Here is an 18,615-nt window from a genome sequence, read left to right on the forward strand (position 1 = left end):
ATTAAGAAGGCATTTTTACTTCACCTCGGTAACGAGTGTCGGCTGCCTGGCATTGCGAATAGCAATTTGTCGCGCCAGTGTTTCGGCGAGGTCTTTAAACGCTGCTGCTGTCGGGCCTTCTTTCAGGGCAGCGGGCAAGCCACTGTCACCGCTTTCGCGGATGCTTTGCACCAGCGGTATTTGCCCCAGGAATGGAACGTTGTACTTTTCTGATAAGTTCTTGCCGCCATCCTTGCCGAATATATAGTACTTGTTATCGGGCAGCTCTTCCGGCGTGAAGTAGGCCATGTTCTCTACTACACCCAATATCGGTACATTGATCTGCGGTTGCTGGAACATGGCGAGACCTTTGTTCGCATCGGCCAGCGCTACTTTTTGTGGCGTGGTAACAATCACCGCCCCGGTTACGGGAACAGTTTGCACCATCGTTAAATGTATATCGCTTGTGCCGGGAGGCAGGTCGATCAAAAGATAATCCAGGTCACCCCAATCAGCATCGCTGAAGAATTGCTTCAGGGCAGAGCTGGCCATGGGTCCACGCCAGATCACGGCACTGTTGGGCGGTGCCAGAAAGCCGATCGAGATCAGCTTCACACCATATTGTTCAATCGGGATGATCACGTTCCTGCCGTTCACCTGCTTTACCATGGGCTGCTCGTATTCGCAGTTGAACATCACCGGAATAGAAGGGCCGTAGATATCTGCATCAATAAGACCGACCTTTGCGCCAGCCTGTGCCAGTGCCACAGCAAGGTTGGAAGTAACGGTAGATTTACCCACGCCACCTTTACCGGAGGCAATGGCAATTATGTTTTTAACACCGGGTAGAAGCGGGGCATTGTCGCGCAGGGTTGTAACCGAAGAGGTCATGAAAATATCAATCTCAACATCAGGACCCACTACCTTTTCAACAGCGTCTTCGCAGTCCTGGCGGATCTTGTCTTTCAGCGGACAAGCCGGTGTGGTGAGTACTACAGAAAAGCTTATTTTTTTTGGCTCGATCTTCAGGTCTTTAATCATGCCCAGGCTCACCAGGTCGCGCTTCAGATCAGGGTCTTCTACCGTAGAAAGAGCCTTCAGAATGTCAGTTGATGTAATCATTTCAGAATGTCAAATTTCGGATTGCAGATTAAAGTTCCGGTAATTCAATCTATTCTGATCCGGAAGCCTCCAATGTGTTCAAAACGGCCGCAATTTAGGGCGAAAGTTCATTGCCAGAAGTCAAAGAGCTATAGTTTATTTTAGCCCGAAAAGGGAAGAAACGGCGTGTTGCCAAACTATTATTTCGAGGCATTATTGACTACGGAGGATTCAAGTATCTTTGCCCCGAACAGTCGTTTACTATCGTATGATCTCCCGCGAAACCATAGATGAAGTCAGAAGCCGCCTCGACATTGTTGATGTGATTGGAGACTTTGTGTCGTTAAAGCGTAGCGGTCAGAATTACAAGGCGTTAAGTCCTTTCACAAACGAAAAAACGGCTTCCTTCTATGTCGTTCCCGGCAAGGGTATCTTCAAAGATTTCAGCAGCGGCAAAGGTGGCGACAGCATCACGTTTGTGATGGAGCACGAGGGCATGAGCTACGTGGAGGCTATCCGTTACCTCGCCAAAAAATATGGTGTTGATCTGAAGGAAGATCAGCGTTCACCGGAAGAGCAATTCCAGCAAAGCGACCGCGATCGTCTTTACGCACTCATGAACTATGCGAAAGACTATTACAAGGAATCGCTCATGGAGTCGGAGGAAGGGCGAAGCATAGGCCTGAGCTATTTCCGCGAACGCGGTTTTCACGATCGCACCATCGAAAAGTTTGAGCTTGGCTACACGCTCAACGAGTGGGATCATTTAAGCAGGAAAGCCTTAGGCATTGGCTACAGCGAAGAGCTGCTGGAGAAAGCAGGGTTGATCATCAAGAAAGATGGCGGACGATTTTATGATCGCTTCCGCGGACGCGTAATCTTCCCGGTGCATAATCTCTCCGGTAAAGTAATTGCCTTCGGTGCGCGTATTCTTACCAAAGAGAAAGATCAGCCCAAGTATATAAACTCGCCTGAAACGGAAATATACCACAAGAGCAACGTGCTCTACGGTATGTACCAGGCGAAGAATGCCATTCGCAGGGAAGACTTCTGTTACATCGTAGAGGGCTATACCGATGTGATCTCCATGCACCAGGCTGATGTCGATAACGTAGTGGCATCGTCAGGAACGGCTTTCACCGAAGAGCAGATCAAACTCATCCGCAGGTTTACCGAGAATGTTACCGTATTGTTCGATGGCGATGCGGCTGGTATAAAAGCAGCATTGCGTGGTATAGACCTCGTATTGAAAGGCGGACTCAACGTGCGCGTGGTATTGTTGCCCGATGGCGATGATCCCGACAGCTTCTCCAAGAAGATGGGAAGCACGGAGTTCAAAACCTATCTGAAAGAACACACGAAAGATTTTATTTCGTTCAAGATCGACTTGCTGGCAGAGGAGTCGGGGCACGATCCCATCAAAAAAGCGGAGGCCATCCGTGAGATCGTAACAAGTATTTCTTTGATTCCCGATCCCATCAAACGATCGGTATATATACAGGAAACCGGGCAACTGCTCAAAATACAGGAATCTGTTCTGCTCACAGAGCTCAACAAGATACTGATTGGCGACCGGCAAAAGCAGCAGCAGGATAAATCGCGCAATGAAAACAGGATGCCCATACCGGATATACTTCCGGAGGTGGCAACCTCTTCGAAACTTGATACGTCCGGTATAGTGCAGATGCAGGAGCGTGAGTCCATCCGCCTGTTGCTCAACTATGCCGAATTGGCGTACGATGATCAGCGACTGATTGATTTCATGCTGGCAGAGCTGGAAGATGTGGAGTTTATGAACCCGGTATACAAGGAGATATACATGACGTTTCGTGAAGGAGCTGAGCGTGGCGAAGTTTGCGATCCGCTGTATTTCATGGAGCACGGCTCGCAGGAAGCCCGGAATATGGTTGCCGAGCTTACTACAGCACGGTATGAAACCAGCAAAGCGTGGAGCGAAGAGTATCAGATCTTCTTTCCGCACGAGCGTGAGATTCTGCGCGACATGGCCTATACCAATGTATTGCGGCTCAAGTTCCGATTGATCCAGAAGCTGATCGAAGAGAACCTGCAGCAGATGAAGCAGGCTACCCGTGAGGAGGATATTGAAAAATATTTCACCATCCATGAGCAGTTGAAGGGAGGAGAAAAAGACCTGGCCGATATACTCGGTATAGTAGTGGCCAAATGGTGATGGTGACGTTGGAACAGACTGAACAAAGTCTTTGTTAGATGGCTGGACAACTTTCCGTGCTGGAAGCACACGTTGCACACCCTGAATATGAACTGAATAACATGAGCGATATCAAACTAAACACAATCGAAGAAGCCCTCGAAGAGATCAAAAACGGAAAAGTGATCATTGTTGTGGATGATGAAGACCGTGAAAACGAAGGAGACTTCATCTGCGCGGCCGAGTGCATTACCCCTGAGATTGTGAACTTTATGGCCACACACGGCCGCGGACTAATCTGTGCACCTTTGATTGAAGACCGCTGCGAAGAGCTTGGACTGGAACTGATGGTTGGAAAGAACACGGCAGTATTTGAAACACCTTTTACCGTATCGGTTGACCTTATCGGTCATGGTTGTACTACCGGTATATCAGCACACGATCGTTTCAAAACCATCCGTGCGCTGGTTGATCCGGAAACCAAACCGGAAGAGCTTGGCAAGCCCGGCCATATATTTCCGCTGCGTGCAAAACGCGGAGGCGTGCTGCGCAGAAGTGGTCACACCGAAGCTGCTATTGACTTTGCACGACTCGCGGGGTTTAAACCAGCCGGTGTACTGGTAGAGATTATGAATGAAGACGGCACGATGGCGCGCCTGCCTGATCTGGTAAAGGTAGCAGAGCGTTTCAAGCTGAAACTGGTGTCGATTAAAGACCTCATCGAATATAGACTCAAAAAAGAATCGCTGATCAAACGCGAGATTGAAGTAGATATGCCTACAGAGCACGGTCATTTCCGCCTCGTAGCTTTCGAGCAAACCAATACAAAAGATGTACACATGGCCTTGATAAAAGGCACGTGGGAGAAAGACGAACCGGTAATGGTGCGCGTACACTCCTCGTGTGTAACGGGTGATATATTTGGTTCCTGCCGCTGCGATTGTGGCTCGCAGTTGCACCGCGCCATGGAAATTGTAGACCAGGAAGGAAAAGGCGTAGTGCTGTATATGAAGCAGGAGGGAAGAGGCATTGGTTTGCTCAACAAGCTGAAAGCATATAAATTACAGGAACAAGGCCTCGATACCGTAGAAGCAAACCTGCAACTCGGTTTTGATATGGACGAACGTGATTACGGAGTGGGTGCACAAATCATTCGCGATTTGGGTATAACCAAGATCCGGTTGATTACGAATAATCCTAAAAAACGTGTCGGGCTGATGGGATACGGATTGGAAATTGTTGACAATGTTCCCATCGAAATTGTACCGAACCCGCACAACGAACGTTATCTTATGACGAAGCGCGACAAGCTCGGACATAATATTCTGAAGCCCAAAAAGTAAATGACCGCTACCCGCGACAAAGGCAACATATCGCATCAACTCGTGCACAACGGCAGCCCTGGCAGGCATTGCCTGATGATAGGGATATGTATACTCTTGTCTTTCTCCGCGCAGGCACAGAAGTGGCCGTTCGAGTTGTGGCACGAAGGCAAGATTGTGCTGCTGCAGGGTGATACACTCAAGGGCCTTGTTAAATACGATCTGCAACAAGACCTGCTGCAGTATAACTGGCACGATCAGAAAGTAGAAGCATACTCGGCACGCAAAGTATTGTTCTTCGAGATTTTTGATGTTACTGTGCACCGCTACCGCCAGTTCTTTGCGCTGCCGTACACAACACCAGCAGGCTATCGTGCTCCTGTATTTTTTGAATTGCTGGAAGAAGGAAAGATGACACTGCTGGTGCGCGAAGCACTGGAGAACAGAACCTACAGCTCACCTTACTACATGGGTTCGTACACCCGTGTGGTGCTGGTATATAAATATTACCTGATGGGAGAAGATGGCAACATTGCCGAGTTTACCGGTAACAAAAACGATCTGCTCGACCTGATGGGAAAACGTGCGGAAGAAGTAGAGAAGTATATCAAATCAAACCGCCTTCGCTTCGATGAAAAATACGACCTGGCGAAGATCATAGCGTACTACAACTCGCTCTCCGGAACATAACGGAAATGCGTTATTTTTACAGACACAAAAAATACGTCACACAACTATGCCCAAACCGCTAATCCTGGTTTCCAACGATGATGGAATTACTTCCAAAGGAATTCTTACCCTGATCAATGTCATGCGCGAGCTTGGCGATGTGCTCGTTGTAGCACCCGATAGCCCGCAGTCTGGTATGGGGCATGCCATTACTGTAGGAGAGTCGTTGCGTCTGGAAGAGAATCTTGTTTTCAAAGGCGTAAAAGCATATCAGTGTTCGGGCACTCCAGCCGATTGTGTAAAGATGGCGCGTCACTTTGTGTTAAAAGGCCAGCGCCAGCCCGATGTGGTGGTGAGTGGTATCAATCATGGTAGCAACACATCCATCAGCGTACTATACTCCGGCACCATGTCGGCAGCCATTGAAGGAGCGATCGAAGGAACACCGGCTATCGGTTTCTCTTTATGCGATTATGCGCACGATGCAGACTTTTCACACACTGAAGATATCATCCGTAAAATTACCAAACAGGTATTGGAGAAGGGCTTGCCGAAAGGCGTAGCCCTCAATGTAAACTTTCCTCCTAAACAGGCAGAGCCGATTAAAGGTATACGCATCTGCCGCCAGGCCAATGCTAAATGGGTGGAGGAGTTTGATCAGCGTTTTGATCCGAATGGCCGCCGGTATTTCTGGATGGCTGGCAGCTTTGTAAATTTCGATAAAGGCGAAGACAACGATGAGTGGGCCATCGCCAACAACTATGTGTCGGTAGTGCCTTGCCAGTTTGATCTGACAGCACACCAGGCTATACCGATTCTGAATGAAGACTGGGATATATTAGAACGCCCGGCTTCTGCGCAGGCAGAAGTAAGCGAATACAGAATTCCCGGAGCAGAAGATGAATTGAAAGTTTAATAACAACATGAACAGCCTATGACAGCGCAATGGTTAACGGGCAATAAAAATGTGCTGGTGTTATTCAGCGTGATCTTGCTGCGTTACCTGATCCTCGCGTCTATAGCGTTCACGATCTACTATGTTGTTAAAAAGCGAAGCTGGTTTGCACGAAAGATACAGCAGCGATTCCCTGCTCGTATTGATTACTGGCGGGAGATTGTTTTCTCCATCATTACATCGCTTATCTTTACGCTAATCGGATATATAGTCTTTATCTCACCGCTCTCCCGCTATACACAAGCGTACTACGATATTCATGCGCACAGCATTCTGTACTTTGTAGGCACTATTTTTCTGATGATCGTTATCCACGATACATACTTTTACTGGACGCACCGGTGGATGCACAGTAAAGGTATATTTCCGTGGTTCCATAAAGTACATCACCTGTCCACCAATCCATCGCCGTGGGCGGCATTTGCGTTTCATCCACTGGAGGCTGTGATTGAAGGCAGCGTTATAGCGGTGTTTGCTTTTTTGTTTCCGGTGCATCCGCTTGCCATCGGTATATTCCTGTTGTTTATGATGGCCTACAATGTATACGGCCACCTCGGTTATGAATTATACCCGAAAGGATTTTCGAAGAGTATGGTTGGAAAATGGATCAACACTTCAGTAAATCACAACATGCACCACCAGCACTTTCACGGAAACTACGGACTATATTTCCTGTGGTGGGACCGGTGGATGGGCACCCTGCAGCCAACGTACGATGCCCGATTTGAAGAAGTGAAATCGCGTGGCGATCAGACCATGATCGACTCTTCCAATACTAAATCAGCCGACTTGGGCACGGTAAATACTTCCCGAACGTTGTAAGTCTTTTTATTCTGCGACTCGTAATACGTGCGCATGATCAACTCGGCAATGAGCCCGAAGGTAAGAAACTGTATACCCGCCAATACCAGCGACACCCCCAATATCAATAGAGGACGTCCCCAGATATCGTGTCCCATAATTTTTAATACCAGCAGGTAAAAATTGATAGCACATCCGATCAGGAAAGAAATTATACCGATAGGGCCGAACAAATGTATAGGCCTTCTGAAATATTTCTGGAAGAACACCATGAGCATCAGGTCGCTCATTACTTTCAACGTGCGCCCTATACCATATTTGGATGTACCATGAATGCGTGCATGATGCTTCACATCCATATCGGTGATTTTACCGCCTTGTAGCACAGCCAGTATAGGTATAAACCGGTGAAGTTCCCCGTAGAGTCCCAGGCGCTGCGCGATGTCGCGTTTGAATATTTTGAGCGTGCAGCCGTAGTCACGGATGTATACACTGGTAAGTTTACGAATCATGCGATTGGCTATTCGGCTGGGAATTTTTCTCCACAACATTCCATCCTGACGATTCTTGCGATTCCCTGCTACCACATCCCAACCTTCTTCTTTCAGCCTGATCAGCATTGCAGGTATATCTGTGGGATCGTTCTGTAAATCGCCATCCATTGTAGCGATATATTCACCTTGTGCATGATCAATGCCGGCAGCCATGGCAGCGGTTTGACCATAATTGCGATTGAAAGAGATTAATTTTGTACGATGATCTGCCAGTTTCTTGATCCGTGCTACAGTGCTGTCTGTAGATCCATCATCCACTAGTATTAATTCATAATCGTAACCCCCCAGCGCATTGCGGATGCTTGCGAACAAAGGCTCAATATTATCTTCTTCGTTGAGAAGTGTAATGACTACTGATAATTCCATACTGCAAAATTAAAGACGGGTACAGTAATGCAGGTTTTAAGGCAATTATCATTTCATGAAGATACCTTCATAGTTCGATAACAAACTACGAAATTTTTTAATATAAAATTGCACCTTTTATGTGTTTAGGTGATTACGTTCATACGTTTTTTCGTTCGTACACACCTGAACACTTACACAAACACGAAATAGATGAACAAAAATCTACTAATCCTGCTAACCTTGTCGGTGGTGGTGTATACGGCCAATATCTGGGGAACTTCAGTATATATTCTGGATGAAGCCAAGAATGCCGGATGTGCTATGGAAATGTATCAACGGGGCGACTGGGTGGTACCTACTTTCAACGATGCCTTGCGTACCGATAAGCCACCTTTGCATTATTACTTTATGCGGGTAGGCTATAATATACTCGATATAACACCGATGGGTGCTCGTGTATTCTCGTCGTTGATGGGTATACTTACGGTGCTCGTTGTATTTCTCTACTGCCGCAGGCTGTTGAATGAAGATATAGCGTTCTATACCGGCATGATTCTCGTAGCATCGTTGCAACTCGCTATACAGTTTCACCTGGCGGTGCCTGATCCTTATCTCATATTCTTTCTTACGCTGGGCTGGCTCAGCTATATATATGCGTATATTGAAAAGCAGTCAAAGTATTATTACCTTTTCTATGTAGCCATAGCATGTGCTGCGCTGGCAAAAGGCCCGGTGGCCGTTGTATTTTCCGGATTGCTGATATTAATTTTTCTGTTCGTGCAACGCGATCTTACGTGGAAAGTTTTGCTTCGTATGCGCATTTTGCAGGGAGCTTTGCTCTTTTGCGTTATTGTGTTGCCGTGGTATATAGCGGTAGGTATTGCTACCGATGGTGCGTGGCTGGAGCAGTTTTTCTTTAAACATAATGTAGGTCGCTTTACTTCTTCGATGGAAGGGCATGGAGGATTTCCGCTGGCATCGGTGGTAATTGTAATTGCTGCGCTGATGCCGTTCTCATTCTTTGCACCACAAGCCATGAAGATGATCTGGAAGGATCAGAAGAAAGATGCTTTTCTGCAGTTCTGTTTTATTGCCATGTGTGTAGTAGTGGTCTTCTTCGCATTCTCACGCACTATATTGCCAAGCTATCCGGAACCGGCCGTTCCCTTCTTCGCAATACTGCTCGGCTATTTTTTCTATACTGTACAAAAGCGTGAGAAGGTAGGGGCGATGAGACTGCGCGTGAACGGACTGGTATATTTTATAATAGCATTGATTATTCCGTTTGCCGCCTGGGTTGCCTTACAGCAGGAGAATGATCTGAAAGACCTCTCCGGTCTTGCAGTATATTTTGTGTTACTGCCTATGGGAGCAGGCATAGCATTAGTATACCTGTGGAAAAAAGACCTCGATACCGCGCTCTATATATACACACTCACAGCCGTAATCTTTCTGATATTATTCTTTTATGCAGCCTTTCCGGAAATAGATGCACGCAACCCGGTAACCCGCAGCATGGAGTATATGCACCGACATCCATCCATGCCGTTGGTGGCGTATCGGGATTTCAATCCGGCTTATGTGTTCTCTTTTCAAAAGCCTGTGAAGAAATTTGAGACTACGGAAGAGCTGACTTCTTTTGCAGATGCACACGATCGCTTCTACCTCGTTACACAAGAACGATATTTACCCGAATTGCATAAGCTCCATAACTTCCGGATTATATACCAGGGAAAGGACTTGTTTGAGCGGCCGGTTACGGTGGTGCTGGAGGTGCGTTAGAGTTCAGGTTTAATGTTCAAAGTTTAATGTTCAAAGTGAAAGGCGAGGTAAAAATAAAGCAGAAGTGGTTAAACCACCTTCTGCTTTTCTGTTTTGTAATAACCAGACTAGACCATAGCCGACAACTGATCTTTTAAACAAGAACGATCTATCTTCAAACTTTGAACGTTAAACTTTAAACCTGACCCGCTGAACCTTCAATCTGGAAATGGTCAGTCTCCGGTTCATCCACGTTGGTGTGTTGCTCAGTTCCATAATCTGCCAAACGATATAGGTAGTGAAACAGCCAATGATAGCACCCGCGGCTACATCTACTAGGAAATGTTGTGCAAGGTAAATGCGTGAGTAGCCCACCAAAAAGGCAAGCAACAACGTAAATGTACCGATCACTTTGTTTCGGGTAATAAATGCCAGAAAGAGTGCAGCACAGAATGCCGTAGCCGTGTGGCCCGATGGAAATGAGTTAGTGCCATGAACTTCGACACCGGGAACAAAGTATAGCAGATCATTATGTAAAAAATTTTTAGGCCGCTCCATCCCCGGGAAAAACACGTGCTTGAACAAGCTAACGATAAGGCCATGCGCAATGGAAGCTATCAGCCCTATGATGGCATAACGGAAACGAATGAACAATGCCAGAATAATGATCGGAACAAAAATAGCCCCATCGCCCAGGTTCGTGATGGTACGGAAGAACAAATCGAGCCACGGCGAATGATGTCCATTGATCCAAAGTACATCATCACCTTTGTCGATCAGAATCGCGCTTGTAAACAACAACAAGAGTATAACGAGGTATAACCGCGCGATAGAGATATTGGGTTGTGCCAGAGAGATTCGCATGGGGGTTGATTATTAAAAAATCAAACCTACAAGGAAGCTGAGAACTGAACGTGAAGGATGGTTGAAGCCTGGTTTAAGAAATGAAATGGGAATAGTTAAGCAAACGTCACCGGTTTAACAGTTTCGTAATGATCAGAATTTAACAAAATCAGAGCCGTTGGTTATAAAATTAACGGGCTGCAAACGTGTTCTTAACAAAAACTTCAAAATATGGCTGATTTTTAGCTCGCTTCTCGAAAAATCCAATAGATTTGAAGAACTACAACAAAAAATTTAAACCACCTATGGCGCATCTACGATTCGAGGCTCTGAAGAAATTGAGCGAACGTACTCGCGTGCATGTTGATCTGCCGTCAGGCACAGTATCCAAGTTTTTTGGAGAAAATGTGTATGGAACAGAACAAATGCGTGCAACCCTGGCTCCGGGACTTTTTAAGAAAGTGAGTCAGGCTATAAAAAATCATGAAAAGATTGATGAAGTAACAGCCGATGCAGTAGCATCTGCTGCGAAGTCCTGGGCCATGGCCAAAGGCGCTACGCACTTCACACACTGGTTTCAACCTATGACGGGTGGAACAGCCGAGAAGCACGATTCATTCTTTGATGCGCTTGCCGGCATTGAAAAATTCAAAGGAAGTGAGCTGGTTCAGCAAGAGCCTGATGCGTCTTCTTTTCCAAGCGGTGGTATCCGCAGCACATTTGAAGCACGTGGTTATACTGCATGGGACCCTACGTCTCCTATGTTTATTTACGGTCGCACGCTTTGTATACCAACCATCTTCGTTTCCTATACCGGAGAAACACTGGATACCAAAGCACCCTTGTTGAAAGCTTTGAAAGCAGTAGACCTGGCCGCTACAAAAGTTTGCCAGTTGTTCGATAAAGATATTCAGCGCGTGGTAGCATCACTCGGTCCTGAGCAAGAGTACTTCGTAGTAGATGCCGCATTGTTCAATGCACGCCCTGACCTGGTAATGGCTGGTCGCACCGTATTCGGTCATTCACCGGCACGTGGTCAGCAATTGGAAGATCACTATTTCGGATCTATACCTTCACGTGTTTATGATTTCATGAAAGACTTTGAGATCGAAGCATGGAAATTGGGTATACCGGTTCGCACACGTCACAACGAAGTTGCTCCCAGCCAGTTTGAAGTAGCGCCTTTGTTTGAAGAAGTAAACGTAGCCAACGACCACAACCAGCTGATGATGGACGTGATGGGCCGCGTTGCTGACAGACACAATCTGAAAGTACTGTTCCATGAAAAACCATTTGCGGGTTTGAACGGAACCGGTAAACATAACAACTGGTCACTGATCACCGATACCGGTGTTAACCTGTATGCTCCTACCAGCAGTGCCCGCGATAACTTACTCTTCTTAACATTCTTCGTTACCACCATCAAAGCTGTTCATGCATATTCAGACTTGTTGCGTGCCAGCATTGCTACTTCTGCTAACGACTTCCGCCTGGGAGCAAACGAAGCACCTCCGGCAATCATGTCAACCTTCATCGGTTCACAAATGACAGCCGTGTTGGATGAGCTGGAGAAAAAAGGAAACGTGAAGATCGAGAAAGGCGACAACATGTATATGAAGCTGGGTATCGATCAGATTCCTGAAATCATTCTCGATGCTACCGATCGTAACCGCACATCACCATTTGCCTTTACCGGAAACAAATTCGAATTCCGTGCAGTAGGTGGAAGCGACAACTGTGCCGTGGCGATGACAGCCCTGAACACAATCGTGGCTGAGCAACTCGATCAATTCTATGAAGCCGTAACCAAGCAAATTGATAAAGGCGAAGAGAAGCGTTTGGCGATAGTGAATGTATTGCGTGAGTACATCAAGGAATCCAAGAATATCCGCTTCGAAGGCGATGGTTACTCAGACGAATGGGTAGCCGAAGCTGAAAGACGTGGGCTTAGCAACATCAAGACTACACCGCGCGCACTGGATGCTTACCTGACGAAGGAATCACTTGCCTTGTTTGAGAAGCACGGTGTAATGTCGCATAAGGAAACAGAAGCCCGTGTGGAAATCAGATTAGAGTCATACATCAAGCGCGTGCAAATCGAAGCGCGTGTAATGGGTGATCTTGCAATGAACCACATCGTACCGACAGCGATTGCGTACCAGACGAAGCTGATAGAAAATGCAAACGGTCTGAAAGGACTCGGCATTGATAACGCAGCAGTAGTACAAACAATCCGTGAGATTTCCGGCCATATCGATACCATCAAGAATGGTGTTCGTGCTATGGTAGAAGAACGCAAACGCATCAACAAGATTACCGATACTCACAAACGCGCCATTGCATATTGCGAAGACATCAAGGAGAAATACTTTGAAGACATTCGCGATGCAGTAGATAAACTCGAATTGCTGGTGGACGATGAAGATTGGCCATTGGTAAAATACAGAGAGTTGCTCTTCCTGCGCTAATAGTAACGATACTTAGTTACGTAAATCTAAACCTGTGAACACAGACCCTGGCTTCGGCCGGGGTTTGTTATTTTAGGGACTTTCGCGGATACTGGCAAATACTCCAGTATTCAAAAATGGCCATCAACGTTGTTTCAATTTCTTCCAGGCTCTGGCCTTTCAGAAAAAATCCCTGCGCGTTAAGCTGATATGCCTCCCGCACCTGGTTTTGACTGGCAGCGGTAGAGAAAAAAATGAACGGTATACTTTTCTCCTTCAATACTTCATTATTGTTTATATACCTGCGCATCTCCAGCCCGTTCATCAGCGGCATATTAATATCGCATAAAAGTAAATGCGGATTCGACTCAGGTAACTCCAGGTATTCCAATGCATCGTGGGCATTGGTAAAAAACAGAAGCTCATTGGGGATTTGAAGCTTCTGGGAAATCTTTCGGAAGAAGTAATGATCGTCATCATCATCGTCAACGATCACAATGGGGTTTTGTGACGAGCTTTTCAATGCAGAATTTTGTTTAACGTTACGACTCCGAATATTAAGTGGCAATCTCAAGTTAAAAAGATATGCCCGTATTTGATAACAGGATCGCTGGATGGAAGATTTCAAGCAATGAGTTTCAAAAAACGTCACTAAAATGTGGATGGATATATCCACTGCTTTGAGATGTTCTACAAAATGGGGACATGAGTTGATTGAATCGATGGGTAGCCGTCAAAGGTGTGTAAATCTTTTCTCTGTCTAAAAAAAATGAGGCATATTGTTTAAAAAGAGAGAAGTAATTTGAATTCACTACCTTTAGGAATACTATAACCGCCTATTGAGATGAGAAAGACACTAACCTTGTCGTTAGCCGATCCCGTATTTATACCTGGTGAACAATATTCAGCTTTCGATCGCTTTTGGTTAAACAAAATCCGTGACGAACGCGACCTTCCTTTTATATACCTCACCTTGCGAATAACATTCACGCTGCTTCCGGTGGCCGTGCTGCTATATATGCCGTTCATCGTGGGTTGGGTATGGTGGTTGATGGCAGGGGTATATTTCATTCTCAATAACTTTGTGTTTAAAGGTCCTTTCGGATTAATGTTGCATTGCACCAGTCACCGGCCATTCTTTCGGGAAGAGTATCGCTGGCTGAATAAATACCTGCCCTGGGTGATTGGTCCGTTCTTCGGTCAAACGCCGGAAACATACGCGAGCCATCACCTGGCCATGCACCATCGTGAGAATAACCTGGAAGAAGATTTGAGCTCCACCATGCATTACCAGCGCGATAGCTTCAGGCATTTCATGCTATATTTCACCCGCTTCTTTTTTATGGTGATCATTACGCTGGCTCATTATTTTGATAAACGAAGCCAGGCAACGCTGCGCAATAAAGTGATACGGGGCGAGCTGTTGTTTATAGTGGGTTGTGTTTTACTGTGCTTCGTAAACTGGCAGGCCACGTTCATGGTATTTCTCTTACCGTTACTGATCTCGCGCTTCATTATGATGCTGGGCAACTGGGCGCAACACTCTTTTGTGGATGAATCAGACCCTGGTAATTTTTATAAAAACAGCATTACATGCATCAATACAAAGTATAATCACAAATGCTGGAACGATGGTTATCATATCAGCCATCACATCAAACCCAATTTGCATTGGACGCTGCATCCCGAACATCTGCAAAACAATCTGCAAGCCTATATGGATAATCAGGCACTGATCTTTGAGGGGATTCACTTTCTTCACATTTGGTGGTTCCTGATGACAAAGAATTATTCGAAACTTGCAAAACATGTTGTAAATGTTGATGGTGTGCTTGGCACCGAAGCAGACATTATCAACCTGATGAAACGCAGAACGCGGAAAATTGAACAGACTATATATACCGTAGTCGAATCGTAAAATCGTACACAGGTCTGTTCGCAATTGCACAGCAGTAATGATATGAAATATGAGTTTTGTAACGGGAATAATGATTATTTTCGTGGCATATTAATTGACCCTCGCAGAAACAATATCATTATCGTGCTCGCGTTTACATCTACATGCAAAAGCTAACTACCTTTTTCCTGCGCTGCTCCGGGGCAGACCTGTCTATTTTAAAGAAATGTCCTTCTGAAACCAGTAAATATGTTGGTATAGGTGCCACCATTTTCTTCACGGGTTTATTCGCCGCACTTTCAGGAGCGTATGCGCTTTACACCGTGTTCGATAACGCATGGTTTGCCACAGTGTTTGGAATACTGTGGGGACTCATGATCTTCAACCTGGATCGCTATATTGTTTCCAGTATGCGCAAGCAGGGTAAGACTGTAAGCGAATTGCTTATGGCGACTCCGCGTATACTGCTGGCCATTCTTATCTCGATTGTAATTGCAAAACCACTTGAGCTAAAGATTTTCGAAAAGGAAATCGAACCCGAACTGGTGGTAATGGAGCAACAAAAATATAGCGAGCAGGAAGCCCAGGTACGTTTTCGCTTTCAGGCAACGCAAGACAGTATAAAAAGCGCTGTCGCAGTGTTGCGGGAAGAAATTGCTGCGAAAACATCGAAACGTGATGAGCTCCTTCGCATTGCACGCGAAGAAGCTGACGGAACGGGAGGAAGTCGCAAGAAGAATTTGGGGCCGATTTATAAAATAAAGAAGGCTGATGCCGATGCGGCCGAAACAGAGCTGATAGCACTGACTACCCGCAATGAAGCACGCATTCGCGAATATGAAAGGAGCCTGGCCAACAGTGATTCTTTACAGGCACATGCCCTGGCTAAGCTGGAGCAAACCAAGCTCAATGGACCGGCAGCCCGCATGGAAGCGCTGAGCCGCATAACCGAGCAGAGCAGTGCCATGGCCTTTGCACATTGGTTTATTATGCTGCTGTTCATTGCCATTGAAACGGCTCCTGTGTTTGTTAAGCTCATATCCAATAAAGGTCCGTATGATAACCTGCTGAAAGTGGAAGAGCATCAGTTTGTGGTACACGAAATTGAAGAGCTTGCCCGGATGAACGCGCAGGCCAAAGAGAAAACCGCGAACTACCCACAGCACGAACGCACTTTTATAGGCACACGCCTCGATACAGAGCTGAAATAAGAAATGCCCGTTAGTAACCTCCAGCTAACGCTGATGGATTTGCCGCAACACCTGACCGGGAATAATGGTTAAAAACTCTCTGTTAATCGGCCAAAAAACGCAGTTGCTGTATTTTTTCGAATGATTGATTTGTTTTTAAATTCGAATACCCTACTTTCGTAGTAGATTAATGACCATGACCACCACCACTTGCAAATCCATGAAGATGCCGGCAAAGAAACGTTGCTGTAAACATCCACTGGATGCAGGAATCATGGACGCATAATGATCTCAGATAGAAAATATAATAACAAGAGCATAGCGAGCCTTTCCTGCCAAAAACGGGAAAGGCTCTTTTATTTTATTAACGTGTAACCGAACAAACAGCCCTTAGCCATGCAAAGCTTTCGCACAGAACTCGAAGACCTGAACAACCCGGTAGTAGAGAAGGATATTCTTGACCTGGAAAAGAAGATTCGTCTTTTCCGTGAGGGCAAGATCGATGATGATAAATTCCGTAGTCTTCGTCTGGCACGCGGCATTTATGGGCAGCGCCAGCCAGGCGTGCAGATGATTCGCATCAAACTGCCGCTGGGACGTGTTACCACCAAACAACTCCGCCGGATTGCCGACATCTCGGATGAATATGCCAGCAAGAATCTGCATGCTACCACGCGCCAGGATATACAAATACACTTTGTGAGCCTCGATCGTACACCGGAGCTTTGGGCAAAACTGGAGAAAGACGATATCACTACGCGTGAAGCGTGTGGTAATACCGTTCGTAACATCACTGCCTCCGATCTGGCCGGTATAGATCCGAAAGAGCCGTTCGATATTTCTCCTTATGCATACGAAATGTTCCGTTACTTCCTGCGCAACCCGATATGCCAGGAGATGGGGCGTAAATTCAAAATATCATTTTCTTCCAGTGAAGATGACTCTGCATTCAGCTTCATTCACGACCTCGGATTTATACCGAAAATCGTTGATGGCAAACGCGGCTTTAAAGTAATGATTGGTGGAGGACTGGGGGCTAATCCATACCTGGCACTCACAGCATACGAATTTCTGGAAGAAGATCAGATCATTCCTTTCTCGGAGGCGGTACTTCGTGTATTCGATCGTTACGGAGAACGCACGCGCAGAATGAAAGCACGCTTCAAGTTTCTGTTGGACGACCTTGGTCTGGAAAAGATCATGGCGCTGGTAGAAGAAGAACGTAAAGCGCTTAAATACCAGTCTTATCCTATTGATATAAATGCTTTACCGGCTCCTGTATTGGCAGTACCGGTAACAACAGCCGAGCCTGTAATTACCGATATAGCAAAGTATGAACGTTGGTATAAAACCAATGTAGTAAAGCAAAAGCAGGAAGGTTTCTTCGGTGTATATGTAAAACTTCCATTGGGAAACATGTCGTCTAACCTGACGCGCGAGTTTGCAGATGTAGTAGATCAATATGCTGCGACAGAACTTCGCATCACGGTAAATCAAGGATACCTGCTGCGCTTCGTTCGTCCGGAAGCATTGAAACATTTATATGTAGCGCTTGACAGATTAGCATTGGCAGAACCAGGCTTTGATAGCGTAGCCGATATCACGGCTTGCCCCGGAACCGAATCGTGTAACCTTGCTATATCCGACAGCACACAAGTATCACTTGCACTGGAGAAAGTAATCCGCGATGAATATCCGGATATGATTTTCAATACCGATATCAAGATCAAGATCAGCGGTTGCCCTAACTCCTGCGGACAGCACGGTCTTGCCGGTATAGGTTTGCACGGCAGTACCATTAAAGACAAACAAGGCAAAGTACTGCCGGCATTGGTGGTGTTGCTGGGCGGTGGCAAGCTGAAGAATGGCGAAGGTATAATTTCCGACAAGATCATCAAGATACCGAGCAAGCGCGGACCCGATGCCTTGCGTATACTTTTTAATGATTACGAAGCGAACAGTTACGATGGCGAATACTACCACGACTACTTCAAGCGCCTCGGAAGGAATCACTTCTATACATTGCTGAAACCGCTTGGTGACCTGACAACCGTAGTACCTACGGACTATATCGACTGGGGTGAACAGCACAACTTCATTCTGCATACTGCAGTGGGAGAATGTGCCGGTGTGATTATCGATCTCGTGGCAACGCTGTTCTATGAATCAGAAGAAAAGATAGAGTGGTCGAAAGAAGCGTTGCGCCAGGCGCAATATGCTGATTCGATCTATCACAGCTATAGTGCATTCATCAACACAGCAAAAGCATTGTTGCTTACGCGCGACATTAAGCCCAGCACACAGATACAAGTGATGCAGGATTTTCAACAACAGTTTGTAGAGACGGGTATCTTCCAGCTGCCAATGAATTTCCGCGAGTTTGTATTGCGCATCAATAAAAGCGAACCAACCGAAGAGTTTGCCATTGCATACCTGGAAGATTCAAAAAAATTCCTGGAAGATGTGGTGGCCTTCCGTTCTGCCGATAAAGAAGCTGTAGAAAAATGATCGAGACTATTTCCATACTCGATAAAGAACCGCGGCTCACACTGGTGGGAGCAGGTCCGGGCGATCCGGA

14 protein-coding genes are annotated in these 18,615 nt (G+C 46.2%); 10 read left to right on the plus strand and 4 right to left on the minus strand.

Annotated elements, in window-relative coordinates:
- Window positions 1-15: 15 nt before the first annotated feature.
- Window positions 16-1,101, minus strand: coding sequence for an Mrp/NBP35 family ATP-binding protein (locus V7Q33_RS17500; protein WP_333820655.1), 1,086 nt, complete (start codon window positions 1,099-1,101; stop codon window positions 16-18).
- Between the two features lie 247 nt (window positions 1,102-1,348).
- On the opposite strand from V7Q33_RS17500, the gene dnaG reads away from it, so the two are divergent.
- The 5 genes from dnaG (at window position 1,349) to V7Q33_RS17525 (ending at window position 7,018) form a co-directional block, all read left to right on the plus strand.
- Entirely contained in the window at window positions 1,349-3,271 is a 1,923-nt protein-coding gene (gene dnaG, locus V7Q33_RS17505) for a DNA primase (protein WP_333820656.1), read from the plus strand.
- 101 nt (window positions 3,272-3,372) lie between these two features.
- Window positions 3,373-4,593, plus strand: coding sequence for a bifunctional 3,4-dihydroxy-2-butanone-4-phosphate synthase/GTP cyclohydrolase II (locus V7Q33_RS17510; protein ID WP_331983271.1), 1,221 nt, complete (start codon window positions 3,373-3,375; stop codon window positions 4,591-4,593).
- On the plus strand, window positions 4,594-5,262 hold the full coding sequence (locus V7Q33_RS17515; protein ID WP_333820657.1) for a hypothetical protein: 669 nt from the start codon (window positions 4,594-4,596) through the stop codon (window positions 5,260-5,262).
- Window positions 5,263-5,308: 46 nt separating this feature from the next.
- The gene (gene surE / locus V7Q33_RS17520) at window positions 5,309-6,157 is read left to right on the plus strand and encodes a 5'/3'-nucleotidase SurE (protein ID WP_331983258.1); all 849 of its coding nucleotides are present in this window, start codon (window positions 5,309-5,311) and stop codon (window positions 6,155-6,157) included.
- An 18-nt stretch (window positions 6,158-6,175) separates the two neighbouring features.
- Window positions 6,176-7,018 carry a sterol desaturase family protein gene (locus V7Q33_RS17525; RefSeq protein ID WP_333820658.1) on the plus strand — a complete coding sequence of 281 codons (843 nt, stop codon included), beginning with the start codon at window positions 6,176-6,178 and terminating at the stop codon, window positions 7,016-7,018.
- Here the strand turns inward: V7Q33_RS17525 and V7Q33_RS17530 are convergent.
- The gene (locus V7Q33_RS17530; protein WP_333820659.1) at window positions 6,946-7,917 is read right to left on the minus strand and encodes a glycosyltransferase family 2 protein; all 972 of its coding nucleotides are present in this window, start codon (window positions 7,915-7,917) and stop codon (window positions 6,946-6,948) included. The genes V7Q33_RS17525 and V7Q33_RS17530 overlap by 73 nt on opposite strands.
- A 192-nt stretch (window positions 7,918-8,109) precedes the next feature.
- Here V7Q33_RS17530 and V7Q33_RS17535 point away from each other — a divergent pair, with 192 nt between their 5' ends.
- Window positions 8,110-9,681: an ArnT family glycosyltransferase gene (locus V7Q33_RS17535; protein ID WP_333820660.1), complete on the plus strand. Its 1,572-nt coding sequence runs from the start codon at window positions 8,110-8,112 to the stop codon at window positions 9,679-9,681.
- Window positions 9,682-9,849: 168 nt separating this feature from the next.
- Here V7Q33_RS17535 and V7Q33_RS17540 read toward each other — a convergent pair whose 3' ends face one another.
- Complete coding sequence (locus V7Q33_RS17540; RefSeq protein WP_333820661.1) at window positions 9,850-10,524, minus strand: phosphatase PAP2 family protein; 675 nt, start codon at window positions 10,522-10,524, stop codon at window positions 9,850-9,852.
- Window positions 10,525-10,808: 284 nt separating this feature from the next.
- On the opposite strand from V7Q33_RS17540, the gene V7Q33_RS17545 reads away from it, so the two are divergent.
- Window positions 10,809-12,971 (plus strand): glutamine synthetase III family protein, encoded by a 2,163-nt coding sequence (locus tag V7Q33_RS17545; RefSeq protein WP_333820662.1) that lies wholly within the window; start codon window positions 10,809-10,811, stop codon window positions 12,969-12,971.
- Between the two features lie 67 nt (window positions 12,972-13,038).
- On the opposite strand, the gene V7Q33_RS17550 is transcribed toward V7Q33_RS17545, so the two are convergent.
- A complete protein-coding gene (locus V7Q33_RS17550; protein WP_331983269.1) occupies window positions 13,039-13,473 on the minus strand; it encodes a response regulator in 435 nt (144 codons plus the stop codon).
- A gap of 321 nt (window positions 13,474-13,794) precedes the next feature.
- Between V7Q33_RS17550 and V7Q33_RS17555 the strand changes: the two genes are divergently transcribed.
- The 3 genes from V7Q33_RS17555 to V7Q33_RS17565 all read left to right on the plus strand — a co-directional run bounded on the left by V7Q33_RS17555 (window position 13,795) and on the right by V7Q33_RS17565 (window position 18,545).
- Window positions 13,795-14,868 carry a fatty acid desaturase family protein gene (locus V7Q33_RS17555; RefSeq protein WP_333820663.1) on the plus strand — a complete coding sequence of 358 codons (1,074 nt, stop codon included), beginning with the start codon at window positions 13,795-13,797 and terminating at the stop codon, window positions 14,866-14,868.
- A gap of 143 nt (window positions 14,869-15,011) precedes the next feature.
- The gene (locus V7Q33_RS17560; protein WP_333820664.1) at window positions 15,012-16,058 is read left to right on the plus strand and encodes a DUF4407 domain-containing protein; all 1,047 of its coding nucleotides are present in this window, start codon (window positions 15,012-15,014) and stop codon (window positions 16,056-16,058) included.
- Window positions 16,059-16,433: 375 nt separating this feature from the next.
- Entirely contained in the window at window positions 16,434-18,545 is a 2,112-nt protein-coding gene (locus V7Q33_RS17565) for a nitrite reductase (RefSeq protein ID WP_331982435.1), read from the plus strand.
- Window positions 18,546-18,615: the final 70 nt, after the last annotated feature.

This window comes from Ohtaekwangia sp. (assembly GCF_036786105.1).
GTDB lineage: Bacteria > Bacteroidota > Bacteroidia > Cytophagales > Cyclobacteriaceae > Ohtaekwangia.